We start from the raw sequence: 26,053 nt of genomic DNA on the forward strand, positions 1-26,053 counted from the left end.
TTCTGGATGCCGATGGGCGGGCCATCGTCAGAGGTTGAAGTGCTTTCGGTGTTCGCACCGACGTCGCGCTGTCGTGTGACGATCAATGCTTGGTTGTACCCCGGGCCCCTGACCTTCGATCCCTGTGCTGGCGTTGATGGTGGTGTGTGATCACTGTGGCCTCCAAGGCACCCACACCGGTCCGGTTGCCGTGGGTGTTCGAATGACATGCCGCAAGTCCGCGGGGAGGAGCTTGGCGTCTTCGAGATCGGCGAGGGGGATCCAGGCGATTTCAATGTGGGTTTCGCGGCTGGCGAGAGTAGCGTCGGCGACGGTGACGTCGAAGACGAGGTTGACCTCGTGGCGGGCGACGGCGTCATCGTCGGTATAGGTGTGTTCGACGATGCCGAGCAGGGGGCCGAGCTCGGCGTCGACGCCGAGCTCTTCGCCGAGTTCGCGACGCAGAGCCTGTTCTACGGGCTCGCCGGGTTCGACGTGGCCGCCAGGCAGGAAGACCGAGTTGGTGCCGTGAGCATGTGCCACCAGCAGCATCTCGTCGACCCGGATGACGGCGCGGGCGATCACCTCGGTCAGGGCGGGTGCCATGATCGATCGGCTGGCCTGCCCGCCTGGTGGGATAGAAGGTGCCTGATCGCGAGAAGGGTGAGTTGGGCGATTGGACTCGCTATGGTCGCCGGGATTCAGGTAGCGCATCGCACCGTGGTAACCAGGTACGGGCGGCTTCAATGGTGGCGTCCTGGGCCATTCGCAGCAGCACTGTGGCTCTTTGCGTATGCGTGGACTGCTCGCTGTCGAGCCGGGGTGCGTTCTTGTTGAGGTCGTCTTCGATACTGGCAACTTCGGCCAAGACGCGCCCGAGGACCGCGATGACCTTGTCGAGACGGGTCGCCGAGTTGCTGCCCAGGGTGATCGTAGGCGGCAGCTCAGCCACCTCGGCTCCAACTTCCCAATCCGCTCAGCCTGGTCCCACGACGAGGGCAGCGAGCTCCTCATAGGACGGACCACGATCGGCAGGCACCACACCATGATCAACGACCAGAAGAGAAGATCAACTAGCCACGTCGACCGAGACCTGACCAGTTACCAAGCGGCGCCGTAGCAGCTGCCGATCCAGCCATATGGGGAGGTGCCGGTCGTGCGCCTTGTTCGCACCGCTCACACCCATAATCAAGGGCTTCTTCTGCGGTGACCTCGTGGGCATTGCCTCCTCCCGAGCATGTTCAAGGCGACTTTACGACACCTTCGGCGAATCTGGGTGGCAAGTCGCGTTAGGACTCGCCACCCAGCCGCTATCACACGACGTCCTTGACCTTGTTCATGAGGGAGTCCAGGAACATGCCCCAGAAGTCACGCAACTCGCCGTACTGGTCAGCGGGATGTTCGTGCATGGACTCGGCCTTACCATAGGCGATGAGCAACAGGGTCAACGTCTCGACGGTACGCCGGGCTGTCCGGACCGTCTGCTCGTTGTGTCGAGTTCCGGGTTCGCTCTCAGCGATCTCCTTGAGCGGCTCCCAAGTCTCACGGTAGAAGCGGTGTCGGGTGTTGAGACGGATGATCACCTTACCGTCGACATGTTGGATGTCAACGAATTGTTTTCCGGGGAAATTCACAGACTCGATGGCAAATGGAAGCTCCTTAAGTCGCGTCAAGTACTCGTCGCGTTCATCCTTTGGTGCGTCGTCACCAAGCACATCGTCGGCGAGGTCTGCGAAAGCACGCTCGGGCTCGACATCTGACCTGGCGCGGGACTTGGGCATGGTTCGATTCGCCTCGGCCGCGGCTTGCGTAACAGCACCGTGCTCACCAGTCTTCTGATTGGACTTCCGCCGGGCCTCTGCCCAGTTTGCCTCCAGCTTCGCGCGAGCTTCCGGAACCGCCTTGCCCAGAAGATTGCGGATCTTGTCGCGCAGCTGATCGTGTGGCTCCGCGCCGCGTTTCACGTTCCGTACACCGAAGTAGTCATCGAGCTCGGGGGTAAACGATACCTCAACTCCGATGAAGCGGTCGGGATCTTGAACTCCACGCGGAAAAATGCGCGGCACGTTGGTATAGCTAATCTCTCGGTCACGGCGTAGGAAGCTGATCGCACCCTGGTTTTCTGGGACGCGAAGCTTCTTTGCGAGCGCATCGCCGCCGATACCGCGCTTGCGTGTCACAGATGAGGGGTACAGCGTAACGGTTAGCCAGGCGGTGTGGCCTTCGACGTCGACAGCTTCGCGCATGATCGTTTCTGCCCTGAACTCCAGCGGCTGCGGCTTCCAAGGCGCTTCCTTCCCCTCACCGGAGGTGTAATATTCTCTCAGCGCTTCCTCCGACCAGGTGCCGCTCATCTGCATGAGTGGGTCGTGCGGAAGCAACGTACGGCCGTTGACTTCGATCACGATGCCGTCGTTGAGAAACACTCGGAAGGTGCGGGACAACTCCTTCTCGACCTCTAGTCGGAGCGTGTCAAAGTCTTTCGCCCGTCGACCGTGCTCAAGGCGATCGACCTTGGACCACACAACCAAGGTGCCCGATCCGTCCGGAAGCAGGTCACTTATGTCTCGCGGCACAGCCACTTCGCTGGGAGGAAAGATTTGAACCAACTCGCCGGCGGACTCGGCTTGAATCGCTTCGTCGAGGTCGAAATAGACGTGCAACCACGGATCGGCCCCATCCTGACGGGACCAAACGTCGACACGCCTGCCGTAGTTGAGCGCGGCCAGCTTCGCGCCGACCCCAAACTTGCCGATGGTGTCGGTGCGGCCATAACGTGTGGAAAACCCGATCTGAGGGTAGTGATGGAGGACATCCGGCGTCATACCTTCACCGTCGTCTGCGAAGGCAATCTGATGAACGTGTCGCTTCTTGCGCCGGTCCGTGCCCTCGTCCATGCGGATGCGGATAGAATTGCTCGCGGCTTCCAATGAATTGTCGATCACCTCCCCAAAAGCGGCAGGCACGCTGTAGCCGGACTCTCGAAGCGACTGGAGGGCCTGGCCGGTGAGAATGATAGGCACGTCAGAGGCGGTAGTCATGATCGGAGTTCCTTTCACTTTTGGATGCTTTGAAGGGGAATTGACCGTGTGATGGAGGAGATGGTCTCGGAGAGATACACCCTCACCCTGCGTCCGCAAGATTGCGGACATCGCAGAGTAGTGCGCGCAAGCGCCGAATTGCGCGGTAGCCCGACGCCCGTGAGATATTGACTGCTTTGCTCGCTTCGGCGACCGTGTCGCCGGCGAGGAGGCGTTGCACGAATCGCGGGCCAAATGGACCGAGAGTGCTTGCGCGCTGGATGGCCAGCGTGCAAAAGTCATTGCCGTCAATGGACGACGGTTCGCCGCTCAACTTCAGGTCAATCGCGTCCTGACCATCCGACGTTCCGACTACGCGCAGGTGGGTAGATGCGTAACGGCGCAAAGCGTTCCGTTCACGAACCCTACCGCGTGCAAGGACGTGTGCGCCGTTGCGCAAGGCGTTCCGCACAAGGTGCTGAGGTTCGGCGTCATCACGTGTCTCACTGAGGCAAAGGCTGATCGCGTGCTCGGTGGTCTTCTCCTCGTCTGAGCCGGGCTTACATCGCGTGATCCGCCGCTGCAAATCCTCGATCGCCGCCCAGCGGACAGACATTGTGGTGCCCATGGTGGCCTTTCCGGTGCCCGGCAACCCCTTTAGCTGCCAGACCCTTGTTGGTGTTGTTCACCAGGTCTCGTTTTCGCCGCACTAGCCCGAGGGTCCGGTGCGGCATGACCGCAGTGATCTGCTCGAAGGCTACCACCTAGTCGAGACAGAGTGACCTGTCTCGACCGGTCCGCGCCGCCTTCAACCTCTATGGCACCGCCGGCTACGAAGCCGTCTCAGCTAGCCGAAGCCGGGCAATGCGTCGTCCCCGCGGCCCTCTCGGATCTCGAGCACCCGACGGCGCCACCTCGGCAAAGGACGTAGACAACCTGGCGAGCTTGCACTAGGAATCCGCCAGGGCCCGAACGCTGTCAAACCCTACGGGCATCGATCTCAGCACGGCAGTGCCAGTTACGACTGGTAACTAACGCAGCGCACTCCGGATATGCCACCGGGTCCGCCGCTGCAACTTCGTGCGCATTGCTCTGCGGTATCGAACTGGTCGCTTTCCGTAACGGCCTGTCGGTGTCGGTCGATACCGTGAACGTATGGAAGGACTCGGAGCGCCGACTGCGGGCACCTTGGATGCCTGGCGGACATATCATCCTGCGGGATATCGGAAGCCCCGGCGTGCGGATGGTGGACAGATGCGCGTCGGCTGGTTCAAGTCGGTCGCCGTCCCTGTCGCGACGTTCGGCTGGGTCAACAGCCTGAGGACCGATACGAGGGACTTGTCGGAGGTCACTGCTAAAGGTGTTGCACCGTTGTCGAGTGAGGGGCCGCCCGCATGACTGACGATCTTGAATCCAACGACCAGCCTCCGCGCAGGTGGCTTGATGCCTTCCCGTGGCTGCGGGGTGCTTCGTCCAAGCAGGCTGAAACGCCGTGGTGGGAGGGCGCCATCGACGACGCCGGGCCCGACGAACGGAAGCGGCGGCTCGCACAGATCTCAGAGTTGGCAATGCGCCGGCTCACACGGTGGACGGTTGGGCAGATCTATCCTGGCTTACCAGCTGATCTCATACTCGCCACCCTCGATCTACCAACGCGTGCGTTGAACGCCCTAGAGAGAGGTGGCTACCTTACCGCAGGACAGCTGACCGGCCTCACCCTTGACGAGATCATCGACTGGCGGCAGGTCGGGGTCGGCACCGTCGACGCTATTCTGCGTGCACTGGCGGACGTCTCAACGACCCTCCCCATACCGGCTATCGCGCATGCGACTGTGCCTGAACGAGCCCACGCCGGGTTCTCAAGCGAGGAATCCCACCAGCCGGAGTGGCTGGTTTCCCTGATTGACGACCTCTCCCAGGTCGCCGCGTGGCAGACCGCTATTGGACGTCCTGAAGAGCCTCTCCTGGGCTCATCGTTGCCGCCCGGAACCCCCGACGACGTGCTGAAGGCGCGCATTCGCCTCGGGGACCTGGCCGCAAACGACATTCTCGACGAGCGTGAGATCGAGATGGATGCCGCAGGACTGCTCGATAACGCCCTTCAAGCGTTGGATGAGCGTGCACTGCAGGTCATGGAGCAGCGCCTGTTCGCCGACGAGCCCGCCACCCTCGACCAGCTCGGCAAGCAGTTCGACGTGTCCCGTGAGCGGATCCGACAGATTGAGGGCAAGGCGCGGGCGGCCATGCTGGATGCAATCTCTGACGGTTTGCTCAACAAGGTGGCGTCAACTGCTCGCAACCTAATCGGTACCGTTCGCGCTCTCTCGGATTTGCTGCATCTCATGCCGGCGCTATCCCAAACCGTGAAAACCGTGGGTCAGCCAGCCTGGCGGGTGATCGATCGTCTGGATGACGCGTACGAGATCGAGGAAGGTTGGGGAGTCGTACCTACACTCAGCGCCGCTCAGGACTGGACATCGACGCAGCTGCGCGAGCGCGCTGATCGCTACGGCGTGGTGCGCCTCGATGAGCTCAATCTGGTCGAGACGAGTTCGGTCGAGCAGGCGGCGGAACTAACCAAGAAGTGGTTGTTGACGTGTGGCTACATCGTCGACGGAGCCTACGTTCTTACCCGGACGCAGTCCGTCGGAGACTATGCAGCATCCATCCTGTCTATCACAGGGTCGCCGATGAGCTCGCAGGAAATCGTCGACCGCTTCGCCTTCGAGCGCAGCACTGGCTCGTTGAAGAACGCTATGGGGAATGACGACCGCTTCGAGCGCGTGGATCGCGACCGTTGGGCCCTCACCGAATGGGGCATGGACGCGTACGCAGGCGTACGCTCAGTAATCCGGCGGGAAGTGGCAACGGCCGGCGGCAGGATTACACTGGACGCCCTGGTAGAGCGGGTCACTGGCAAGTACAGCGTTTCCGCCAGCAGCGTCATCACCTACGCCAGCGCACCGCCGTTCGACACTAGAGAAGGCATCGTACGGGTCGCTGAAGGCTCGGGCGAGGTTCGGAAGGCTCCTGAACGCACCAGCCGCCTCTTCAGCTGGGCCGACGCGTGGGCATACCGTGTCCGCGTCACGCATGATCACCTCCGCGGCAGCGGCTCAATGGCTCCAATGGCCATCGCGAGCATCCTTGACCTTCAGTACGGCGACAAGCGTCAGCTCGATTCCGACCTCGGTCCACAGTCAGTCAACTGGAGCGGCACTCAGCCTGCGTTCGGGACGATCCGCCGCTTCCTGCTGAAGGATGACGTAGCTGCGGACACCGACGTGTTCTTGGTGATCAGAGACGACAACACCTTCTCTGTCGAGATCGCCGACGAGCCGAGCGGGGACCCACTGGCGGACGCTCTGGCCCTGATTGGGGCGCCACGAGAGCTGGGTGCTGAGCGCGCCCGTCTGGCTTTCGCTGCTGCCATTAAGATGCCGACCGACTCGCCAGCAATCAGCATCATCGGCAAGTACCGTGAACGTGGCGACAGCGACATCGCAGACCTCTTGGTCAGCGTCCGCCACCATCTGGAGACCAGTGAACCGACGGAACTGACCACTCCGACCGCCAACGTTGACGACATCCTGGACCTGTTGTGACATCAGAACCTAGCGGACTTCGCCACCTACCCTTCGCGGATCGCTACCGCAGCGACCGCGAGGATGTTGTGCAGAGCTTCTACATGCAGGCATTCTCGGTCGCGACAAGTTATAGCCGCGCGGTCGGCTACTTCACGTCAACCAGTTTGGCTCTGTTCGCCCGGGGCATTGAATCGTTCGCCGAGCGAGGCGGCACGATGCGCTTGATCGCCTCCCCGTACCTCAACGAAGACGACATCATTGACATCGAACGCGGTTACGACGTCCGAGCCGTTATCGCGCGGGCGACCGAGCGAGTTCTCGAAGCCGAAGAGCGCGAACCGGTGTTGGATGGGCTTGGCGTCGTGGGGCGCCTCATCGCCAAAGGGCGGCTGGACATCAAGCTCGCGTTTGTCGAACAAGGAGGTCGAGTCGGCGTCTATCACGAAAAGCTCGGGATCTTCCGAGATTCCTTAGGTGATCTCGTCGGGTTCACCGGCAGCAGTAACGAAACTCTAGGTGGGTTAGCTGCCAACTTCGAGTCAGTTGAGGTGTACCGCGGGTGGGTACCTGGAGACGGTGTGCGCGCACTTCGTTTGGAGCAGGACTTCGAGGAACTCTGGGCTAACCAAACCCCGAAGCTGAGTGTTGAGGAGTTCCCCGATGTTGCTCACGAGCGCCTCATCAAACTCGGAGAGGAACGCGAGGCTCCGTTGCCGCGTCAAGACGACGCCCTCGAACCGGCGCCGATAGTTACGAGTGAACCCACCCAACTTGTCATCCCGAGATGGCTGACTGTGCGCCGTTACCAGCGCGAAGCGGTGGAAGAGTGGCTACGCCAGCGAGGTCGCGGCATCCTTAAGATGGCCACAGGAACTGGCAAGACCAAGACCGCCATGATTGCCGCCGCACAGCTCGCGCGGGTGCTTCGGCAGCGAGAAGAGCCCCTCGTCCTCCTCATCCTTGCTCCGCTACAACACCTCGTGGACCAGTGGATAGTCGAGGTGGAAGACTTCGGCGTTCGCCCGATCCCTGTCTACGAGTCGAGCCAGAAATGGCTGCCGCTGGTTGAAGAGCAGCTCCACGAGGCGCGGCTCGGCCAACGCGCCATCGTCGCGATCGTCGCGACGAATGCATCCTTCGCCGGAGAAAAATTCCAGTCCATACTCTCGCGGATCTCGCAGCCGCTGATGGTGATCGCTGACGAGGCACACAACCTAGGGTCGTCTACGTTCCGATCCGCCCTGCCGTCAAACGCCACCTACCGACTGGCACTGTCAGCTACCCCGGAACGCTGGTTCGACGACGAGGGCACTGATGCCCTGGTCAGCTACTTCGGACCTACCGTCTTCGAACTCGCGCTCAGCGATGCCATCCAGCGGGGCGCGCTGTGCCGGTACACCTACACGCCACGGCTGGTCGAACTGAACGCCGCCGAGACGAGCTTCTACGTCGAGCTCTCAACACAGATCGCAGCCCGCATGGCCGCAGGCGACGACCTCACAAATGCCGATCCCACGTCGCCGCTCGGCTTCCTGCTCCGGCAACGCGCAGGCGTTCTTGGCCACGCCGACGGCAAACTGGCGATACTGCGTGACGACCTGGAAACACGCTCAGACTCGTGGTTCCAGCTTGTTTACTGCGCCGAAGGAACCCGTCCGTCGCCGCCCGGCGAACCGCGTGGACCGAACCAGCTCCGCGACGTCATGCACGTCGTCGGAAACGAACTGCACCTCGCCGCACACTCCTACGTCTCCGAGACTCCTCGTTCTCAGCGCAAGATGCTCCTACGCCGTTTCGGAACCGGCGATGATCTCCGCGTGCTCGTGGCGATGCGATGCCTCGATGAGGGCGTCGACATTCCCGATGCTCGCACTGGCTATCTCCTCGCAAGCAGCAGCAATCCACGCCAGTTCATCCAGCGCCGTGGACGACTACTGAGACAGGCTGAGGGCAAGGAGCGCGCAGAGATCCTCGACTACCTTGCCGTACCGCCTGCGGGGACCCCGATCAACTTTGAGATCGAGCGCAACCTACTGGCGCGGGAACTCGAAAGGGCAAACGAGTTTGGCAAGTTGTCAGAGAACTATGAGGCGACCCTTGAGGTATTGCGGCCGCTCAAGCAGAGGTTCCAACTGACCCACCTGTAGTGATAGCGGTGGAGATACGAACGCGATGGAAGGAAGCAGCAAGTGACTAGCACAGACCGCACCGAGGAGCAGGTGGTACAGGAGCTGAACGAGGCGGAACGCGCACTCCTCAAACGCGTGCTAGAGCTCGAACGCGCCAAACTCCACGTCAGCGCATACGACGCGACTGATGATCTGCTTGCAGCGGTGAAGGAGATTATCCCATGAAGCTGCACTCGATTACCCTGAACAACTTCCGCCAGTTTAAAGGCGAGCAACGGTTCAACCTGCGCTCGGACACGTTAAGGCCGGTCACTCTGCTCTTCGGCGCCAACGGTTCCGGCAAGACCACGTTTCTGAACGCCTTCACCTGGGCGCTATACGGAACGCTCTCCGACGACGTTGAGGAGCAGCAACGGCTAGTGACCGATAGCGTCTGGCGTTCAACACCCATCGGAGGTTCAGTCGAGGTCAGCGTCGAGGTGGTCTTCGACCACGACGGTCAGGACTACCGCGCCCTCCGACGGGCCAGCATGCACAAGGAGTCCGACCAGCAATCACCGGTCTCCCCCGACCTCCAACTGTGGACGACGAAGCCGGATGGGGAGTCAGAGACCGTGCATGCGCCCCAAGAGAAGATCCACACGATACTACCTCGGAGCATCAGTCGCCTGTTCTTCTTCAACGGTGAACGCATCGAAAACCTCGTCAAGAAAGGTGCCTATAGCGAGGTTCAGCAAGACATTAAGGTACTGCTCGACCTGGAGCAGGTCGAACGGGCGCTCGCCCATCTCCCCAAGGTGGACCGCAAGCTGACCGCGGACATACGCAAGCATGGCGGCCAGAAAGCGAGCGAGATCCAACACACCATCGACGAACTGCACGAGCGCGAAACCACGCTCAGGGACGAACTGAAAGTCTTGGAAGGTGACCTCGCAACGCTGCACGAAGAGCGCGAAATGGTAACCGAGGAGCTCCGCCAGCATGCGGCCGCGGCTCCGATACAGCGGCAACGGGACGACGTTGCCGAGCAGCTTGCCGAGACCCGTCGTTCGTTGGAGACCGACCTCAAGGAACGTGCCAACCTCATCGCTACACGGGGCTTCCTCGCGTTCACCGAGGAGCTTGGCGAATCCGCCGGCACCATGGCGGAGTCCTTGTATCAGAAGGGTGCGCTACCGGCACCACTCAAGCGCGAGTTCGTCGACCAACTTCTTGAAGATGGTGCTTGCATCTGCGGCACGCCACTCGTTGAACGCTCCGCTCAGTGGGACAACGTCACAAATTGGCGCCAGCGCGCAGGTCTGCAGGCAGTCGAGACCGCGTGGCAGAAACTGAACGGACAGATCGCTCCGATGGCCGCAGCGCGGACGGACCTACGAGACTCGCTAGGTCAGGTCATGAAACGCATCGGCGATCGGCGCAATCTTGTCGCGCACCTCGAAGAGACAATGTCCGAGCTTGACGGCAGGTTACGCGACAGCCGTCAGGGGGACGTCCAAGCGCTTGAATCCAAGCGCATCGACCTCGAAAATCGCCACGGCGAGAAGCAGCGCCGTATCGGAGTGGTGAGCACTGACCTGCAACAAATCACCAGGGACATCGAGCAGAAGAACAGGGAGCGCAAGAACGCAGAAGTTACCGACAGCCTAGCCGCTAAGGCACGCGAACGCTCCGACATGGTGCAAAACGTCCGGCGAGCGCTGGGAGAGATTCTGGATATTCGATCCGAGCGAATGCGACAGCGTCTCGACACCGAACTAAAGTCGATCTACAAAAGCATTACTTACAAGAACTACGTCCCGACGCTCAGCGAAGGATTTGAGCTCTCCCTCCACACTGAAATCGATGACGTGCAGCTCCCGGTAGGCAAGTCGACAGGCGAGAACCAGATACTCAGCCTCAGTTTCGTCGCCGCGGTTTCGAAACTCGCCCGCGAGATTCGAAAGGAGCGTCGGGCCGAGGGTGAAGCGTCCGAGGAGGCAGGCACGTACCCCATCGTGATGGACGCGGCGTTTGGCTCACTCGATCACAACTATCAAGAGGCAGTATCCCGGGCGCTAGCCCAGATGGCACCTCAACTCGTCGTGCTTGTCAGCAAGAGCCAGGGACTCGGCAGGGTCGTAACCGAACTCAACCCGTACGTCAGCCACCTCGGCGCGATCGAAGCCCACACAAGCCTGCCCAACACACCGAACGAAGACATCGAGCTGCGTGGTCAGGCATATCCCTACATCCGCCATTCCGAGACCGACTACTCCCTGCTAAAGGAGATTAAGTGACGACCGCGACAGCAGACGTTCGCATTCGCCGTCCACGACACCACGAGCAGCTCACGCTCGAGCTGCAAGAAGCCGGCTTCCCCTATTTCCGCGACATCCTGACCTTCGCCGCAGCAGTCGGGTTCCGGTTCTCTCGCCGCACCGGCTTCACTGAAGCGGCGGGCGACCCAATCCGCTACGAGACACTGACCGTTCCGCCGTTCAGCGAGACACTGATCAACGCAATCGCCGTCAACGTGATCAGCGACGATCCGGAAATCATGGACGCCGGGCGCATCGAAGAACGCGTGAAGATCTTCGAGGAATATGCAAATGGCGGGCTAGAGTACATCCAGGAGCAGGTCAACGTCCGACATCAACCAGCGGCACTCGTAGTGGTCGATATGGTCTCAGAGGCGCTCAGCGATTCCGGGGGCGCGCGTGCGGCATCCGTCGATGAACTGCTCGGCGGCGCAAGCTGGGCCTGAGCCTCAACACGCGTCAAACCCCTGAAAACCTCGACGCATCAGGAACTTCGCGGGGCGCACGGCGTGCGACCGCACGTTGCAGCGCTGATGACTTCCTCCTCCAGCCTAGGAACGACGGCGCGATTCGCACACGGAACGCCATCCCTCCAAGGTGCCGATGAGTTCCGGGTGCTCGTATAGACCGGCACGGACCTCTCGATCGGTGATAGCGGAAAGCCGGTCGCGGCGGGGGTCGTCGGGGGCGAGAAACTCTTCGGTTCGGTGGAGTATCGGCGGGTTGGGCGAGTGGCGATAGTCGCGGAGGTCGGCTTGCCGCGTGCGGAGGTTGACCGTGAGCGCGGTGGCGAGGGTGGGGTGTGGGCGGTCGCCGAAGCCGGGATAGCTGAGGTAGGAGACGATTGGTTTGTCCCGATGCAGCTTGATGACGTCAGTGTTGGGCACGGTTCCGACCAGTGTTCGCGCGCACCCGTCGAGAACGCGCAGCACTGGCGGCAAGTGTTGGAGAGCGTCAGTGTGTACGTACAGGGCGCTTGGGGTTTGCTTGCCGGCGGGGCTGGTGCAGGTGGCGAGGTCGACGGTGTCGGCGTCGCCAGCGGAGAGCAGGAGCTTGTCAGCAGCGGCGCAGCCTGCCTTGTACGAGCGGAAGAACTCGCGTACGTCGTACCGGAGGGACTCGGGGAGGTGGCTGAACCGGGGGCGGCCATCAAAGCGAGCGAGTGCGAGGTAGCCGAGCACATCTGCAGCGTGCCGTTTACGGAGACGTTCCCAGTGTTCGGTGCCAGTGACGGTGGAGATGATGCTGAACGCGCGGGCAAGGCTGCCGAACTTGCGCCGCAACGATTCGGCTGAAGGTAGTTCGGTGCCTCGTGGCAGGCGTCCGCGATTCGTGAGGAAGTCGACGAGAGGCTCGAGTGTGTGGTGATGCTGCTCGTAAAGCCGTTCGCAGATCCATGGCTCGGGAGGTGCGATGCTTCGCCGTACGCGGTTGGCGAGTAGTTCGTGTGCGTGGGCAGGGTCTCGGAATACGTAGATGATGCCGGGGGCAGCGGGGACCGTGGCCCCGTCGATGGTGGCTTCGATCCAGGTGCGTAGTTCATCCTGGGTATAGAACTTCTGGAAGGTGCCGGTACTCGTTATTATGCCGTCACCACGGGGCCGTCCTCGTAGTCCGCGAGCGTCCCACGTGAGCCGGGCGGACACGACAAGGAGTTCGCGCGTGACATGCCACGCTCGGCGGAGGGCCTCGACGCGTTCGCTGGCGTTCTCAATGACGTTCAGGACGTAGCCGAGGTTTACTACGTCGGAGGCGGCCGGTTCTTCGTCCGGACGGTGAGTCGGATCCCAGCCGGCGCAGGTGATGCCCAGGGCCTCGAGCCGGAGGAGGTCGTCGCCGCGACCACAACCGTAGTCGAACAGTGTGTTTTCCGAGGTGAGCAGACCGTCGTTGAGGACGGTCGCGATAGGTCGCGAGAGCGCTGCGCGGCTCAGAGCTGTCCGATGCCGCGGTATCGGGGAGATCACGCGGCGTCGGCGTCGCCCTGTTCCATGGTGGTGGCGACGAGGTCGGTGATGTCGCGGAGATTCGTGTCGCCGGCAAGGTAGCCGATGCCGCGATGGAGGTGCAGACGGAACTGCTGAGCAAGCGTGGTGTCGTCCAGCGAGAGGCCGTCGGCGTGGCATCGATGCCGAAGCAGCGCCCAGTACACGTGTCGATGCTCGCCGGCGAACGTGCGCCAGGTCATTTCGACCGTGCTGTCGGTAGGGATCCTCGCGGCGGGCGGCGGTGCAGGTTCGGCGAGTGAACGGCAGAACGCCCATCGGCAGAGCACGTTCCAGTGGGCGATTCCGGTGCGTCGCTTGAGGGTGACGAGTTGGTCGCGGGCTTGTTGGCTGAGTCGGATGGTCTCGAGCGCCATGGCTGATGTCCTAGTTCCGAGTGGTAGGTGCGGGCCAAAAGTAGCCGGCCTCAGCTGTGGTGCTGCCGCTGTCGGCATCGTATTCGAGGCAATAGGCGTGGCCGACGTACTGGTGAAGGGCTTCCCAGGCGTTGCGGTCGATTTCTTGGTCAGTAGACAGCAAGATCACTTGATGGCTTGCTTGCGGGAAGTATCGGCTGATGAGGTGTCGCCGATGGGCGCTATCAAGCCGGCCGAGCGGGGTGTCGATCACCACCGGCAACGGTTTCCCAGACGCTTGGCCAAGGCCCCAGAGCAGTGACACCGCCAGCAGTTGCCGTTCACCGGCCGATAGCTGTTGCGGAAGGATCGTGTCACCAGTTCGGCCGTGCAGGGAGACGTCAAACGTCTCGGGGTCGATCTGTAGGTCGGTGATTAGTCGGTCCTTGCGTAGAAGTCGCCCAAGCGACTCGGTGACGAGACCCTGGATGCGGCTGAGGTTGCGCCGGGTAGCCTCCGTGCGCAGTGCGCTGAGGGTGCCCCGGACACGTTCAGCGTGATCGATGATGCGGTTGGTGTCGTCATACTCCGCGATTTCTTCAGCTGCCTTCTCGAGCAGGTTGTGGACTCGCCGCTGCGCTTCGGCGGTGCTTCGTTCCGCATCAGCGACCGCAGCCTCGGCCCGCTCGGCGTTCATCCTTGCATCGGTGAGTTCGGTGATGGCGGCATCGCGGGCGTCCCGGAGATCTTCCAGCGCTCGCTCGTTCGGGACTGCTGCCAGGGTGCGGGTGACGTCCTCTAGTTCATTGATGCGTGCGGCGCGTTCGTCGATTGTGCGAGCGATGTGGTTGGCCGTGTTGTCCAGCTCGTGCTCTAGCAGCCGTCGGAGTTCGGCGGCTGCGTCGGCGTCGAGCTCGGTGATTTGCTCGACGTGGCTAGCTGTGGCGCGTTGTTCGCGTTCGTTGGCAAGAAACTGTTCGAGGTCGTCGACCGTTTGCTTCTTGACACGACGATCGCGCAGCGTAGCGACTATCTGGGCATCACGCTCGTCAAGGACGTCGGCCACAAGTTGATGTCGCTGTGCGGCGATCTCGTGAGTCGCGTGCTCGGAGACTTTGGCGAGCTGATCGCGGACGAGGAGCAGTGGTGCCTCCCCTGATGCGATGTCGATGAGCTGGTTGTTGGTTTCGTCAAGTGTCTTGGCCAGGTGCTGCCGCCTGGTTTCCAATTCGTTGCGTTGTTCGAGTAGCTGGCCGCCTTCGAGTCGGTATTGATCCTCGACCGTCTGGAGCTTGTGTTCGGCCCGGTCCGCTTGGGTGCGCGCGGCAGCGGCCTGCTGTTTCGCTTGGGTTTCGGTGCTACGAGCCTCGTCCACACGGCGCTTCGCGCCGTCCAGCAGCTTCTGAACTGCCGGTGGGGCTTGGTTGGCGCGGTGGTTGCGTTCCAAGACCGTGAGGTCGGTAGACAGCCGGTCGACCAGGTCAAGCCCGAGAAGCGATCCGATGGCTGCGCGCAGCGTGTCTCTGGCATTGTCTAGCTCGGCGAGTGTTTCGATCTTCTCCCCGTCGAAGAAGAACAGCTCGGCTACACCGCGAGGAATAAAGGCTTCGACGCGCTCGCCCCACCGGTCAGACAACGAGCTGTCCCGGGCACCGTCAACGATGACGTCAAGTTGCTCGCGCACAGATGATCGGGACTCTCTCCAGGAGCGTACGATCCGGTAGTTGCGCTGAGTGCCTTCCTGGTAGACGTGGAATGCCAACTCCACGGCAGCACCTTCGCTGGGCGGAGCGCCCTGGTGGATGAGCCGTCGCAGGTAAGCCTGGTAGCTGCTGTTGCGGCGAGCGGCTGTTCGGGCCAGGGGTCCGAACAGTGCTAGGTGGAGCGCGTCCATGAATGTGGTCTTGCCGGCGCCGTTGAGCGCTCCGACAAGCACAACGGGTTTGCTCCGGTCGGGTGGAGTGAGAGCGAAAGCGTGGCGTCCGCCGAAGACGCCAACGTTGTGGAGAACTAGTTCGTCAAGAATCATGTGGTGTCTTCGCCCTCAGTGGTTGTAGCGCGCGCGTATTCAAGGTCCAGATCCATTTCCAGCTCACGCGCGAGCTTGCTGGGGGCTTCTTGGCGAGAGCGAACACGAGCGGCGGCGTCGTCGGCATCGGTGTAGAAGCCGCGACGGAGTGAGCGCTCAAGTGCGTCGAACAGCCCAGCGCGGCGTGTCATGGCGCGGTGGCGCTGTTCAACGTCGAGCAGTTCGCGGACGAGTTCAAAGTGGAGCGTGTCGCCACCCGCTAGCTCCCGCAGGAGTTCTACGTCTTGCGCACCCAACGGCAGGTGGTTGTCTATCGGCTTACCAGGATAGGGCTCGCCCAATGCACGCTCATAGATCCCCGGCAGATTATCCTCGAACTCGTGCTTCTCCACGACCCAGATGCGCCGGATTTCTTCCAACTCCTCAAGAGTGATGAGGTCAATCCGACCCACGTTGGTGGGGCCGTTCTCGCGGATCCACTGTTGCGCTTCAAGGAGCTTGGTCAACCAGCGCTCACGCCATTGCTGCTTATAGGGGCCATGGATCGGTTCGTCGTGGAATAGCTGCACGGTGCCGTTCATTCGGCGGAAGTCGCGCTGCTCCTTGTCACGGAAGTTGTCGAGCTCGTTGCGCAACTCCAGCAGTGGCAGCATCCATTCCTTCTCCTCGTCGTTCTGGATCATCGCCGACATCGACTTATCCTTCTCGACGAGCGTGCAGACCCAGCAGCCGAATCGGCTGTCCCCGCAGCTGGGCGTACTGGTGTCTACCACTAGCGGGCATTCACCGTCGGACGAAGCGCCCTGATACATCGTGAGCAGTTCCTTGTTGGAGTAACCCCACGGGTTGGGACGTTGCATCAGGAACAACCAGACATCGTCGTTGGTCCAGTCCTCGATGGGTGAGTAGACCAGTGAGTTGGGCAGGCTGGCGTTCGGACTCAGCCGGTCGCGCACCCGCTTACCTTCCAAGGACGACATGCGGCGGGAGCGACCAGAACTCTCGGCCTTGCGCGTGCCCAGCACCAAGATGGCTTCGCCGTGCTTGCGCACGACACGACGAATGAAGTGGTTCGATGGCTTGATCTTCAACCGCTCGGTGCACCACCGGAACTTCGGACGGGGTGCCGGATAGCCACGTCCGATGAGGTTGACCCAGAAGGTGTCTGACACCTTCGGTGTGAGGCGATGGGGCTTAATCGGTAGCTTCTGTTCGTGAGCTGTCTTGCCAAGTTCTTCAAGCGAGTGCGTGACCCAGGCGGCGACAACGGGATTCTCGACGAGTGTGTCGGTGGAAATCACATGAACCGGTTTGATCAGCTGCTCTTCATCGAGGCCCTGTAGCGCCATCCACACAAGTTGCAGCGTGGCGGTCGAGTCCTTGCCGCCGCTGTAGCCGACGACCCAGGGAATCTTGTCGGCCAGATAGAGCTCCTGGACCTCCCGCGTGAGGCGATCCAGTGTGGCGGCGAAGCCGTCCTCGGCGAACGCCGAGTTTCTCGCGGGCTTGGTGGCTGTCATGTGTCTCCTCGCATGTACGCGTCTTCGATTCGTTGCTCTTCGGGCCCGAGGGACATCCCAAGCGCGTGCCGAATGACGTTCGTCGTCAACACCACATTTGTGCTGGACTTCGATACACGGCCGCCAATCAGGGCGCGACCTTCCCACAGAGCGGTGTTCGATCGCGACCAGTCGATCTCCTTCAAGCCAGCCAGGGACTTCAACCAGTCCCGCGGTTTGCGGCTCTCTCGAAGGAGGGTATTACCAGTCCGGCCGAGTGCATGCAGGACGATGCCGTGGCTGTGCAGGAAGTCCCGCCGTATGTCGCCGGCGGTCACCTTCCGGTCATACACCTGCTGCCACTCGGGAAACAGATCGAAGACCGCATTCCAGTACGCGATGGCGATGTCAGCCGCTTCTTCGGACTCCAACCCATCGAGCCCTTCCAGCAATGTCTTGGTCGCCGTATATAGCGCCGACAGCGTGAAGAGTTTCCGCGACCGCGGTGATAGGTTACTCTTCTCCATCTCAACGAGGTTCTGCCACCGCGGCGATCGATAGACAACCAACCGCGCGATCTGCGCAGCGTCTTCCCGCTGGTCGTACAGGATCGTCAGAGATCGGGCTGGACGGATCGCATACCGATTGAGGTCGGTGAACATCTGCTGGCAACGCTCCAACCCCACGTCGAGGAACAGCACCACCGGGATGCTCTCGTCTCCGATCTCAGGGTTCTCCCGCAGTGCTTGCTCGATTGCCGCTCGCCGATGCTGGCCATCGTTGATCACGAACCGTGCGGACATCGGGATCGTGAGCAGCCCGATGCGACCCTCTGGTCCCTCAGTTGCGAGCGCCTCGAAGTGGATCTCGGCGTCCACCGAAGCGGTAAGCGCAGAGAACACGTAGCCATCCGGGTTGTCCAGGATGTAGCGGGCGATCTCGGGGACCCGTGCCCGATTCAGGGTGCGCTGTGCGCGCAGCGTCGGCTGTAGCTCTTCCTCATCGAACAGGAACAACCTGGGTATCAGGCGCAGCGGGAACATCGTCACGTAGAACTCGCGCCGCGCCTGGACGCCTCGAATCGCCGGGAAGGAGTACTCATAAGCCGGAGCTCGACGCGCCGCCGGCGCGGCATCTGAGGTCGACTCTTGCACCTGTGTGGTCGTCATGCTGACGTCTTCCCTCCCCTCCGGCGACATGTCAAGCATTTAAGCGTACGTATGGAAAAATTTAACGTACACGCCTGCTAGCGGGTCCGTACGGGCCAACCCTACAACGCGTACACTACCGTGGCATGACCGCACCAACCCAGTCGACACGCCTGACCGCCGACCGCCAGCCCAGTGGCACCCGCCGTGCGGTCTACCTGGACTGCAACGCCACTGCCCCACTCGACGAACGCGTGCTGACCGAGGTCCACCACTACTTCGCCCAGGAATTCGGCAACGCCGGCAGCCGAACCCACGACTACGGACAACAAGCGAAGGACCGCGTGATCCGCGCCCGCGAGCAAGTCGCCAGCATCGTCGCATCGACCCCCGACGAAATCGTCTTCACCAGTGGCGCGACAGAGAGCAACAATCTAGCGCTCCTGGGCCTCGCCCCGCACGGCGAGAAGATCAACCGCCGCCACATCATTAGCACCCAGATCGAACACAAGGCGGTCCTCGAACCTCTGGAGACACTCAGCGAACGCGGCTTCGATGTCACACTCGTACCGCCGACCCAGGGCGGATGGGTCGACCCGGACGCCATCCAAGCGGCCCTCCGCCCCGACACGCTGGCTGTATCGATCATGCAGGTCAACAACGAGACCGGCATCCGCCAGCCCATCGAGGAAATCGCAGCCATCCTCGCCGATCACGATGCCTACCTCCACGTGGACGCTGCGCAAGGATTCGGCAAGGACATCGCCCCCCTGCAAAGCCCACGAATCGACTTGGCCAGCATCTCGGGCCACAAGATCTACGGACCCAAAGGCATCGGCGCCCTTCTCACCCGCCGCCGCGGCTACAAACGCCCCCCTCTAACTCCTCTCCTCTACGGCGGAGGCCAAGAACGAGGACTCCGCCCCGGCACACTGCCAGTGGCGCTCATCGCCGGACTCGGTACCGCAGCACAGCTTGCCAACGACGAGAACACAGATCGAGCAGAAGCTTGCACGCTGTTCAAGCGAGACGTACTCGCAACATTGGAGTCGCTGAACGCAACCATCCATGGCGACGCCGACCGCACCGTCCCCCACGCCATCAATGTATCCATCCCCGACCTCGACTCCGAAGCCGTCATGCTCGCGCTCAAAGGGCTACTCGCGATCTCCAACGGCTCAGCCTGCACGTCACAGCGATACGAGCCCAGCCACGTCCTCAAAGCAATGCAGCTACCTGACGAGCAGATCCAAGGTGCCCTCCGGCTGTCATGGAGCCACCTGACACCACCCGTTGACTGGGACGAGGTGCGGTCACGGATTCACGCCATTCGCTAAGAGCACGTCTGGAAACCGAGTTCACTGGTTGCCGGTGCGGGCGAGTCTGCGGGACATGGTCATGATCATGGCGATGTGGATCACGGCTTCGTGGTGTTCGGGCAGGGTTTCGTAGTCGCGGACGCAGCGGCGGTGTTTGGTGATCCATCCGAAGGTTCTCTCGACGACCCAGCGGCGGGGTAGGACGAGGAATCTAGCCGGCGCCCTGTTCGCCGCCGAGGCCCTGTTGTGGACGCAGGCGATCTATCAGGTCGGTGTGGGCTTGTCCGCCGTGTTGGTCAACACGCAGGTCGTGATGGTGCCGCTGCTGGCGGTAGTCATTGACCGCGAGCCGCTCAGTCGCCGGTTCCTGGTGATCCTGCGGTGATCATTGCGGGCACGCTTCTGACCGGCGGTGTTTTCGAGATCGGAGTGACCGGCTCGGATCCGGTGGCTGGCACTGTGCATACGGTTCTGGCCGCATAGTGCTACTCGGGGTTCTTGTGACCTGACCGAAGAGCAGGAGCTGGCGGCGATCCAGAGCCTGGTGCCGCTCTTGGTGGAGTTGTTCGAGGTTCCGACACACCTCGGCGAGACTCTCGCCGGGGGAGGAGAGCGATGACTGACCACAACGAGATTCGCGTGGTCACGCGCCTCCGAGCTGCTCTCGGCGACTGGTTGGTCGCCGTCATCGCGGCGCGAGAAGGCAGCGCCGAGGTACAGGCTTGGGCGACTGCGCAAGTTGCTCCAAGGCGGTGGTCCCTCTACCGACTGCGGACGGCGTCCGAGATCCTCGACATCCTCGAACCGCTGGACTCTCACGCGGTGATCCAGGTGTGGTTCAAGGGTATGAACCATGAGCTCGACGAACAGAGCCCCGCTGGATCTCCCTCCGGGAGGGAGACCCGGCCGAGGTGCTGGCAGCTGCACGGGCGTTCGCGGCGCACGGTTGAGCCCGCACAGGCCGTCTCGCGAACATCAGGTCCTGGCCCCCATGGCCAGGGGCTGCCCTCTCAGTTTGTTTGCGCGTAGGCCGCAATGCGGGCGTTCCGCGCGCGGATGAACTCCATGCTGAGTTCCATGTAGCGGCGATAGGTCGCCAAATCCTGTGGCACTGAAGGCATGGCGAAGTTGTTGAACGGTATCGCGAAGCGAACCCGCTCTCCATCGAGCAGATCCTGGAGAAGGAAGAAATCGATGAACCCACCGAACGTCGCGAACAGAGCGAAGAAGTCATCGTACCTCGCGAGGACGTCGCTGAGCGGGCTCCTCTCGCGTGCGAAGTGACGGCGGATGCACTCGACCGTCAGATCGAAGCGATCGGCGATCCGAGGGTGGAAACCGCGAGCGGCGTTGATGGTCTGTTTGTTGTCGATCCTGTTGCCGGGCCAGATCATCATGCCTCCGATCGTGTAGCCGAGGTTCCAGAACGCCTCGTGTTCGCCTTCATCGAGCATTGCGACAATGGCCGCCGCCTTGTGAGGGAACGAGGGGACGACGGCGTCACTGCTGAGCCAGAACTGCCCCGGTGCGAGCTGTGGACGAGGTAGTTCTCCGGCCTGCCGTCCTCGAGGTCGAAGCGTGTCCCGTCCGGAAGCTCCTTGCTCCAGAGGGCCCGGTGGTAGCGGTGCAGCGTGTCGCTATAGCTGTCGGGGTCCCTGCCTGCAGGCGTATCAGTCTGGAAGTCGTACCTTGTCTCGATCACGTGACCCCTCAGGCGCGAGCGACCTTTCTAGCCGCACATGTCGCAAACTCCGGTACCGAGAGGGACGGCCGTGAAGCAGTTGGGGCAGATCGGCCCCAGTTTGCCGCTTCGACCCGTCGAGCCGCCCTCGGTCCACTCCTTTGCCGTGGCGAGATGCTCGGGGCAGTAGATGCGCAGATGTCCCTTCGGCTGGCCGGCGTGCCGGTGCTTGATGACGGTCAGCTGGTCAGCTGGCAAGACCGTCCCGCACTCCGAGCACTTACGCTGGTCCGAGCCGGCGGTCATCCGGGAGGGGAAGATCTCGCCGAGGATCCGTGGGGCCTCATACTCAATCAGGTCTCGCTCGTCGGTCACGGTTGATGCCCTTCCACTCGCGCTTGGCCCAGCATGCCGGAGCAGCTGGTCGCCATGCTCACCCGATACCTCGAAGCAACGCCCTGAACGAAAAGGGAACCCAAAACGGACACCGACTCGGCCCAGCGCGGTTGGCCGCTACCACGGGCGATAGCGTCTTAGATGGGCTGTACGCAAAGTGTCTCACCGAGGCGTGCTTATCCGATGCGCACTCGGTGATGTCCGGGGCCTTAATCGAGTACCCCCGCGCCGTCGCCGACGAACAAGACCGGACCGCCCAAGCGCCATTGACTGCGCGAGCTCGGCGTAGCCGACGATCGCTACCTCGACCATGACCTCACCGAGCATCGTCCCCAATTGTGTGGATTCGAGCCCTCTCAGGGGCAACGCATCACCTTCGAATGCCCTTGATCCCGCAGGTCAGCGCCTATACTCGACCACTGCGCGAACCGTCATCTCGGGTCCTGAGACGAGCACGGAGCGGTTCGCATGCTGACACGTTAGTGCTCACCCACTGGCCGCTACCGGACCGGAGTCTGCCTTGCGGCTGCCCCAGTAGCTCCCATTAGGCCCACTCCGAGCAAAACCCTCTGATCACGACGCCGTCGCAGATCAGAGGGTCTTTGTGTGCGCGGTATTGATCTTCGGTGATCATCTCTGGTCGCTAGGTGGGCTGTTCCTGGAGGACTCGATCTTGCTGAACGAACCCCGTAAACCCGAACCGAACTGCCAGTTTGGGTGCGTGCACCGCAGTGCGACGCAGTGGTGTGCGCTCGACGACAAATCAAGCGATCTGCCACCAGGGCGTTCGCGTCTGCCCACCGCCGCGCGATACCGATCGCACAGCCTGCCTCCAACGCCGTTCGAGCGAGCGCAACAGTCGCCCTTCCACCTCGGGCGCAACATGGCTGTAGATCTCCGCGACCCGATCATCAATGTGATGCCCCGAGCGCACCGCCTGCGCAGTCTCCGGAATGCCGTCAGCGATCATCCACCTGCTTGGAAACGGCGTCACGGGTCGTAACCTATGTACGTGCACGTTTCCTATCAGCTTGACGGGCCGCTGTGAGCCGGCTCAACTATGCGCTTGCCGACGTCGATGCAGCCATCACTGCCGCGGTCGAGAGGGCGCTGATGCCGCCGGCGATGCTCGCGCTGTATTCCCGGTGGTGGCAGCTCGAGACATGGTTACGGCAGTTGGTTTACGTCGAGCTTCGTGCTCGGGATGGTGCAGAGTGGGAAGGCAACCTTGATGCTGGGACCCAGAAACGTCTTAAGCAGGACCGCCGTCATCCGTACATGGCGTCCCCAGACTGGGAGGATCCACTTGCATATCTTGACGCTGGCAAGCTGTTCGAGCTGATCGAGGAGAACTGGGACCTCTTCGGTCCGACGCTCCTTGAGCAGAACGTCTGGAGCGGCCGCCGCGCCGAACTACTCAAGATCCGTCATCGCATTGGTCATCTTCGCCGCCCTCACCAGGACGATATAGGGCGATTGGAGCAGACTCTTCGAGACCTTGAAGGTGGCGCTTTCCGGGCGTTCAGCTCCTACAATCACCTTCGCGACCCGGATACTGTCGACCCGTCCGATCCGGTCGTTAACGACTGGCTTCGCGGCAACCATCCGGACGCCGAGCGATTGATCAAGCACGCGCAGAGCCAGTACGACACTCACTTCCGCCTTCGGTACAGCGTGCGCCCTTGGGCCGATTCGGTAGCGCCGGGACAACGTCTCTCGGGACAGCCCGGAGTGCTGTGGCATGTCACTCTGAACCAGATGGGGCGCTACACCCACGTCGATGAACTCTGGCGCGATTACTGCATGAACGAGCGTGCCCGGGAGCTACTGGTCCACCTTCTAATACCAGACGAGGTGACGGTCAGAGCAACATTTGCGGCCGTTGACGATCCTGATGAGATTTCAGAAGTCATCGGTCGGATCTTAGACTCTGTTATTGCGACTTCCAGCTGGCACCTTCCGGAGCGAAGCCGCCTTGACATCATGTACGACCCACTCGATGACCTGCCCCCGCTGGATCCGCGAGTGCAGATTAAGACAGGCTGGACATTCGTCGACGAGTACACACGGCCTGACTCGATCTTCCGAGCTTCACCGTATCCACTCAATCCCTCGCCGCCTGCAGCCGGGACCATGGCAGAAGGGTCTGTCTGATTGCCGTGTATATGGTCCCGACACGCCGAGCGCGCGTCGGCTCTACACCGAGAAATGACCTCAAGATTCGTTAGCCATCTGCCTCGGCGGGCGCCCGGCGGAGCTGCTCGTAAGTCTTTGGATCCACCAGGGCAGGTCAGCTAGACGATCCAGCGCTTCGTCGGGTTTGTGCGGCACCAGTGGCCTCGGGCGGCAGGCGTGCAGGTGTGAGTTCCGCAGGCACGTCACAGTGACGGCACCATGACTTGACTCGCACCCGCATGATTCTAGTCAGGACCAAAGTACACCGACGCGATCATCGGTCAGACATCTCGGATTCATACTGGTGCTTGCGCCAATATCTTCGTCGATCGACTGTGCGGTGAGCCAGGGATGTGACGATCATGCAACCGATCGTTCGCTGACGAGGCGAGCTCCGCCCGCGTCAGTAGTTGTCTGCGCGCAAGGACATCATTGAGCCAGCCCAGGATCGGACATTCAATTAGCGAGGTTGTTCGCTTAAATGGAGCTCGCAGCGCTGCCAAATCGGATATGCCTGGCGCAGCCCGGGCCAAACTTCGCCTCAACAAGTCGTCCCGTGGTGGGCAGGGCAGTTATTTGGCCGCGACCTCTTCGCGCAGTATATCGACGATCTCGTCGCGGAACCGAGGCTTAACGCGATGCTTGATGCCGGATGTCATCTCGCGGATGAACTTGGAGATGGTCTCAGCGTGCCGAAAGCTGCCGCCCGCAGCGAAGTAGGCCCGTAGCCAGTCGCTCTCATCAAGACGGTAACCGGAGCGTGTGAACGCACGCAGCAGTTGGACTACGGCATCCTTCCCTCGCCCCGAGCCGAGCCCGTTGTACTCCTCGTTGACCATCAGGTCGGCAGCAGCTACCTGCAGCGGATCAGGAGCAGGTAACGCGGCTCCGGTGTGCAGGTCAACCGCGCCCTGCGCATCCAGCCAGGTCCGAATGATGTCCCCGGGTGACCAAATCAGGACGAACACACGGCCCAGCGTCCCAGCGACGATGACCTCGCGAAGCGCCTCACAGTCGCGCTCCTCGTACGGATGCAGCACGACAACCGCGACGTCCGCAACTCGATCGCCTGCCAGGCCTCGGAGTTCCCTGATGTTTCCGACGTGGTGGTTGACGTTCCCCTGAGCGAGGTACCTGGCCACCTCAACGTCGGCGCTGCCATCGTTATCGTTGAACTTCTTCACGTCCGCGACGGCGAAGAGAGATGGCTGCGCGCCGAGCCAGTCACGAATGCGCGCGCTACTCGGTGCCATCGCGGTACCGTTCTGACCCCAGTCTTCCCGGACCATGTAGGCGAGTTCGGTCATGAAGAGATTGTGACAGTAGGCACCGACATTGCTGCTGCAGCCGCAACGGAGAGCCCGCTAGTTCGTGAAGTGCTCCGACATCCGGCGGCGACCGAGCCCACGTGATCGCCGATGCAAACGCTCACCTAAGCCCAGTAAGCTCCAGCGTCATCGGACAATCTCGTGCACGGTCAGCCGAGTCTAAGATCCGATGCGGGCCTCGAGTCACGGGAGAGAGCCATGGACGTCGGAGACGAGCAGATCTACCGTCAGCGCGACTTCGCGCCGTCCGAACGCGTCCGAATCGTCGGCATAGACCAGCGCAAGAAGTCAGTGCGCTACGACATCGAGTTCCTGGACGGCGACAAGACAGGAACCGTCGAGAACATCCCTGCTAGCAGGCTCCGTGGGCCATGGGCGAACGTGCACGAGTTCGACACGCATATGGCGCTCTGGGAGCGGTTCTGCGAGCAGGCGATGGACGACCATGAAGAGGCTGCAGTGGAGCACGTCTTCTTGCTCCTCATCCCGGACAGCGTCGCCGAGCTGTCGTGGGATATGAAGATTTGGACGACGCGCGTCACTGACCACGATGAGCTCGGAAAGCTCATCGGTATACCTGTTGCGGACGTCCTGGAGAACGTGGACTGGTTCTCCGAAGATGGCAAGACGGTGATCTCACCGGAGGGCACTCTACGGATCGCCGAATACGCATGCCGTATCAACCCGTTGCCCGTCCTCGATCATGTCATCAAGGATGAGAAGGAGTACCGGGAACGCAGCAAGCGTGGCCGGAACACGACCACGTACGACAATCGGCCGACGACGACATCACCGGAGTGGGAGTACTCCTGGTACTTGGAGCATGGACGTCCAGTTCACGAGATGCTCCGCGCGTGGTGCGGGCACCGGGCGGTCTCGTTGCAGGAACGTCTCGAAGCGGCCGAAGCGGAGGTGCGGCGGCTCGATGAACTCCTTGCCCGGGTCATCGACGAACTCAAGTCTCACAGCCACTCGTTTGTCGCCGACGTCATCGAGCGGGCGCACGTTGACGAGCGGATCACGCCGCAGAATCTCCGGCCGGTCGTCGACCGGCCCCTGAAACCGTCAGAGATCCCAGTACGTTACGAACGTGCACCGCGGCGGTGGGGACGCTGGTGACGG

Annotated in this window: 21 protein-coding genes and 2 pseudogenes; 9 read left to right on the forward strand and 14 right to left on the reverse strand. The window is 61.9% G+C overall.

The window, feature by feature from the left end:
* Positions 1-150: 150 nt before the first annotated feature.
* From AMYHA_RS22745 to AMYHA_RS27470, 4 genes are all read right to left on the reverse strand, one after another.
* Complete coding sequence (locus AMYHA_RS22745; RefSeq protein WP_231104865.1) at positions 151-693, reverse strand: NUDIX domain-containing protein; 543 nt, start codon at positions 691-693, stop codon at positions 151-153.
* Positions 665-931: a hypothetical protein gene (locus AMYHA_RS27225; RefSeq protein WP_157362339.1), complete on the reverse strand. Its 267-nt coding sequence runs from the start codon at positions 929-931 to the stop codon at positions 665-667. The genes AMYHA_RS22745 and AMYHA_RS27225 overlap by 29 nt, the downstream gene beginning before the upstream one ends.
* Positions 932-1,292: 361 nt before the next feature.
* Positions 1,293-3,020 carry an ATP-binding protein gene (locus tag AMYHA_RS22755; protein WP_034274421.1) on the reverse strand — a complete coding sequence of 576 codons (1,728 nt, stop codon included), beginning with the start codon at positions 3,018-3,020 and terminating at the stop codon, positions 1,293-1,295.
* A gap of 82 nt (positions 3,021-3,102) precedes the next feature.
* Positions 3,103-3,627, reverse strand: a complete 525-nt coding sequence (locus AMYHA_RS27470) for a helix-turn-helix domain-containing protein (protein WP_169732972.1) — start codon at positions 3,625-3,627, stop codon at positions 3,103-3,105.
* Positions 3,628-4,393: 766 nt separating this feature from the next.
* Between AMYHA_RS27470 and AMYHA_RS28245 the strand changes: the two genes are divergently transcribed.
* From AMYHA_RS28245 to AMYHA_RS22775, 5 genes are read left to right on the forward strand one after another with little or no spacing between them, the layout of a single operon-like run.
* Positions 4,394-6,604 carry a sigma factor-like helix-turn-helix DNA-binding protein gene (locus tag AMYHA_RS28245; RefSeq protein WP_034274424.1) on the forward strand — a complete coding sequence of 737 codons (2,211 nt, stop codon included), beginning with the start codon at positions 4,394-4,396 and terminating at the stop codon, positions 6,602-6,604.
* Positions 6,601-8,733: a DEAD/DEAH box helicase family protein gene (locus AMYHA_RS22765; protein WP_034274426.1), complete on the forward strand. Its 2,133-nt coding sequence runs from the start codon at positions 6,601-6,603 to the stop codon at positions 8,731-8,733. Before AMYHA_RS28245 ends, AMYHA_RS22765 begins: the two co-directional genes overlap by 4 nt.
* A gap of 42 nt (positions 8,734-8,775) precedes the next feature.
* Positions 8,776-8,940, forward strand: a complete 165-nt coding sequence (locus tag AMYHA_RS27230; RefSeq protein WP_157362341.1) for a hypothetical protein — start codon at positions 8,776-8,778, stop codon at positions 8,938-8,940.
* On the forward strand, positions 8,937-10,994 hold the full coding sequence (locus AMYHA_RS22770; protein WP_034274428.1) for an AAA family ATPase: 2,058 nt from the start codon (positions 8,937-8,939) through the stop codon (positions 10,992-10,994). Before AMYHA_RS27230 ends, AMYHA_RS22770 begins: the two co-directional genes overlap by 4 nt.
* Positions 10,991-11,461, forward strand: coding sequence for a hypothetical protein (locus AMYHA_RS22775; protein WP_034274430.1), 471 nt, complete (start codon positions 10,991-10,993; stop codon positions 11,459-11,461). The genes AMYHA_RS22770 and AMYHA_RS22775 overlap by 4 nt, the downstream gene beginning before the upstream one ends.
* Before the next feature lie 105 nt (positions 11,462-11,566).
* On the opposite strand, the gene AMYHA_RS22780 is transcribed toward AMYHA_RS22775, so the two are convergent.
* Genes AMYHA_RS22780 through dndB form a run of 5 tightly spaced genes read right to left on the reverse strand, consistent with a single transcriptional unit; the run spans position 11,567 to position 18,053 of the window.
* A complete protein-coding gene (locus AMYHA_RS22780; RefSeq protein WP_034274433.1) occupies positions 11,567-12,982 on the reverse strand; it encodes a DNA phosphorothioation-associated putative methyltransferase in 1,416 nt (471 codons plus the stop codon).
* Positions 12,979-13,377, reverse strand: coding sequence for a DNA sulfur modification protein DndE (dndE, locus tag AMYHA_RS22785; protein ID WP_034274436.1), 399 nt, complete (start codon positions 13,375-13,377; stop codon positions 12,979-12,981). The genes AMYHA_RS22780 and dndE overlap by 4 nt, the downstream gene beginning before the upstream one ends.
* Positions 13,378-13,387: 10 nt before the next feature.
* Entirely contained in the window at positions 13,388-15,385 is a 1,998-nt protein-coding gene (dndD, locus tag AMYHA_RS22790; protein ID WP_034274438.1) for a DNA sulfur modification protein DndD, read from the reverse strand.
* Positions 15,382-16,905 carry a DNA phosphorothioation system sulfurtransferase DndC gene (gene dndC, locus AMYHA_RS22795; RefSeq protein ID WP_051400212.1) on the reverse strand — a complete coding sequence of 508 codons (1,524 nt, stop codon included), beginning with the start codon at positions 16,903-16,905 and terminating at the stop codon, positions 15,382-15,384. The genes dndD and dndC overlap by 4 nt, the downstream gene beginning before the upstream one ends.
* Positions 16,902-18,053: a DNA sulfur modification protein DndB gene (gene dndB / locus AMYHA_RS22800; RefSeq protein WP_084037447.1), complete on the reverse strand. Its 1,152-nt coding sequence runs from the start codon at positions 18,051-18,053 to the stop codon at positions 16,902-16,904. Before dndB ends, dndC begins: the two co-directional genes overlap by 4 nt.
* Positions 18,054-18,178: 125 nt before the next feature.
* Between dndB and dndA the strand changes: the two genes are divergently transcribed.
* A complete protein-coding gene (gene dndA / locus AMYHA_RS22805) occupies positions 18,179-19,369 on the forward strand; it encodes a cysteine desulfurase DndA (RefSeq protein WP_034274441.1) in 1,191 nt (396 codons plus the stop codon).
* A 21-nt stretch (positions 19,370-19,390) separates the two neighbouring features.
* On the opposite strand, the pseudogene AMYHA_RS26625 reads toward dndA, so the two are convergent.
* Positions 19,391-19,561 (reverse strand): annotated as a pseudogene (locus AMYHA_RS26625) (transposase); the annotation flags it as partial.
* Here AMYHA_RS26625 and AMYHA_RS27665 point away from each other — a divergent pair.
* Positions 19,509-19,736, forward strand: coding sequence for a hypothetical protein (locus AMYHA_RS27665; protein WP_034274444.1), 228 nt, complete (start codon positions 19,509-19,511; stop codon positions 19,734-19,736). The pseudogene AMYHA_RS26625 and the gene AMYHA_RS27665 sit on opposite strands and share 53 nt — an antisense overlap.
* 625 nt (positions 19,737-20,361) lie before the next feature.
* On the opposite strand, the pseudogene AMYHA_RS28460 reads toward AMYHA_RS27665, so the two are convergent.
* From AMYHA_RS28460 to AMYHA_RS22830, 3 genes and pseudogenes are all read right to left on the reverse strand, one after another.
* Positions 20,362-21,053: pseudogene (locus tag AMYHA_RS28460) on the reverse strand (DUF6994 family protein).
* Positions 21,054-21,080: 27 nt separating this feature from the next.
* Complete coding sequence (locus AMYHA_RS22825) at positions 21,081-21,407, reverse strand: hypothetical protein (protein WP_034274446.1); 327 nt, start codon at positions 21,405-21,407, stop codon at positions 21,081-21,083.
* A gap of 784 nt (positions 21,408-22,191) precedes the next feature.
* Positions 22,192-22,398 (reverse strand): hypothetical protein, encoded by a 207-nt coding sequence (locus AMYHA_RS22830; protein WP_034274448.1) that lies wholly within the window; start codon positions 22,396-22,398, stop codon positions 22,192-22,194.
* A 74-nt stretch (positions 22,399-22,472) separates the two neighbouring features.
* On the opposite strand from AMYHA_RS22830, the gene AMYHA_RS22835 reads away from it, so the two are divergent.
* A complete protein-coding gene (locus AMYHA_RS22835) occupies positions 22,473-23,582 on the forward strand; it encodes a hypothetical protein (protein ID WP_051400215.1) in 1,110 nt (369 codons plus the stop codon).
* Between the two features lie 593 nt (positions 23,583-24,175).
* Here AMYHA_RS22835 and AMYHA_RS22840 read toward each other — a convergent pair.
* Positions 24,176-24,910 (reverse strand): hypothetical protein, encoded by a 735-nt coding sequence (locus tag AMYHA_RS22840; RefSeq protein ID WP_034274451.1) that lies wholly within the window; start codon positions 24,908-24,910, stop codon positions 24,176-24,178.
* Positions 24,911-25,072: 162 nt separating this feature from the next.
* On the opposite strand from AMYHA_RS22840, the gene AMYHA_RS22845 reads away from it, so the two are divergent.
* The gene (locus tag AMYHA_RS22845) at positions 25,073-26,050 is read left to right on the forward strand and encodes a hypothetical protein (protein WP_196776950.1); all 978 of its coding nucleotides are present in this window, start codon (positions 25,073-25,075) and stop codon (positions 26,048-26,050) included.
* Positions 26,051-26,053: the final 3 nt, after the last annotated feature.

It is taken from the genome of Haloechinothrix halophila YIM 93223, from assembly GCF_000504245.1.
GTDB lineage: Bacteria > Actinomycetota > Actinomycetes > Mycobacteriales > Pseudonocardiaceae > Haloechinothrix_A > Haloechinothrix_A halophila.

What these genes read in the sequence shown, in the direction of transcription:
- AMYHA_RS22745 (WP_231104865.1), bottom strand. Translation starts at nt 693, where the DNA reads ATGCGCTACCTGAATCCCGGCGACCATAGCGAGTCCAATCGCCCAACT.
- AMYHA_RS22755 (WP_034274421.1), bottom strand. Translation starts at nt 3,020, where the DNA reads ATGACTACCGCCTCTGACGTGCCTATCATTCTCACCGGCCAGGCCCTC.
- AMYHA_RS27470 (WP_169732972.1), bottom strand. Translation starts at nt 3,627, where the DNA reads ATGGGCACCACAATGTCTGTCCGCTGGGCGGCGATCGAGGATTTGCAG.
- AMYHA_RS28245 (WP_034274424.1), top strand. Translation starts at nt 4,394, where the DNA reads ATGACTGACGATCTTGAATCCAACGACCAGCCTCCGCGCAGGTGGCTT.
- AMYHA_RS22770 (WP_034274428.1), top strand. Translation starts at nt 8,937, where the DNA reads ATGAAGCTGCACTCGATTACCCTGAACAACTTCCGCCAGTTTAAAGGC.
- dndE (WP_034274436.1), bottom strand. Translation starts at nt 13,377, where the DNA reads ATGGCGCTCGAGACCATCCGACTCAGCCAACAAGCCCGCGACCAACTC.
- dndD (WP_034274438.1), bottom strand. Translation starts at nt 15,385, where the DNA reads ATGATTCTTGACGAACTAGTTCTCCACAACGTTGGCGTCTTCGGCGGA.
- dndC (WP_051400212.1), bottom strand. Translation starts at nt 16,905, where the DNA reads ATGACAGCCACCAAGCCCGCGAGAAACTCGGCGTTCGCCGAGGACGGC.
- dndB (WP_084037447.1), bottom strand. Translation starts at nt 18,053, where the DNA reads ATGACGACCACACAGGTGCAAGAGTCGACCTCAGATGCCGCGCCGGCG.
- dndA (WP_034274441.1), top strand. Translation starts at nt 18,179, where the DNA reads ATGACCGCACCAACCCAGTCGACACGCCTGACCGCCGACCGCCAGCCC.
- AMYHA_RS22830 (WP_034274448.1), bottom strand. Translation starts at nt 22,398, where the DNA reads ATGATCGCTGACGGCATTCCGGAGACTGCGCAGGCGGTGCGCTCGGGG.
- AMYHA_RS22840 (WP_034274451.1), bottom strand. Translation starts at nt 24,910, where the DNA reads ATGACCGAACTCGCCTACATGGTCCGGGAAGACTGGGGTCAGAACGGT.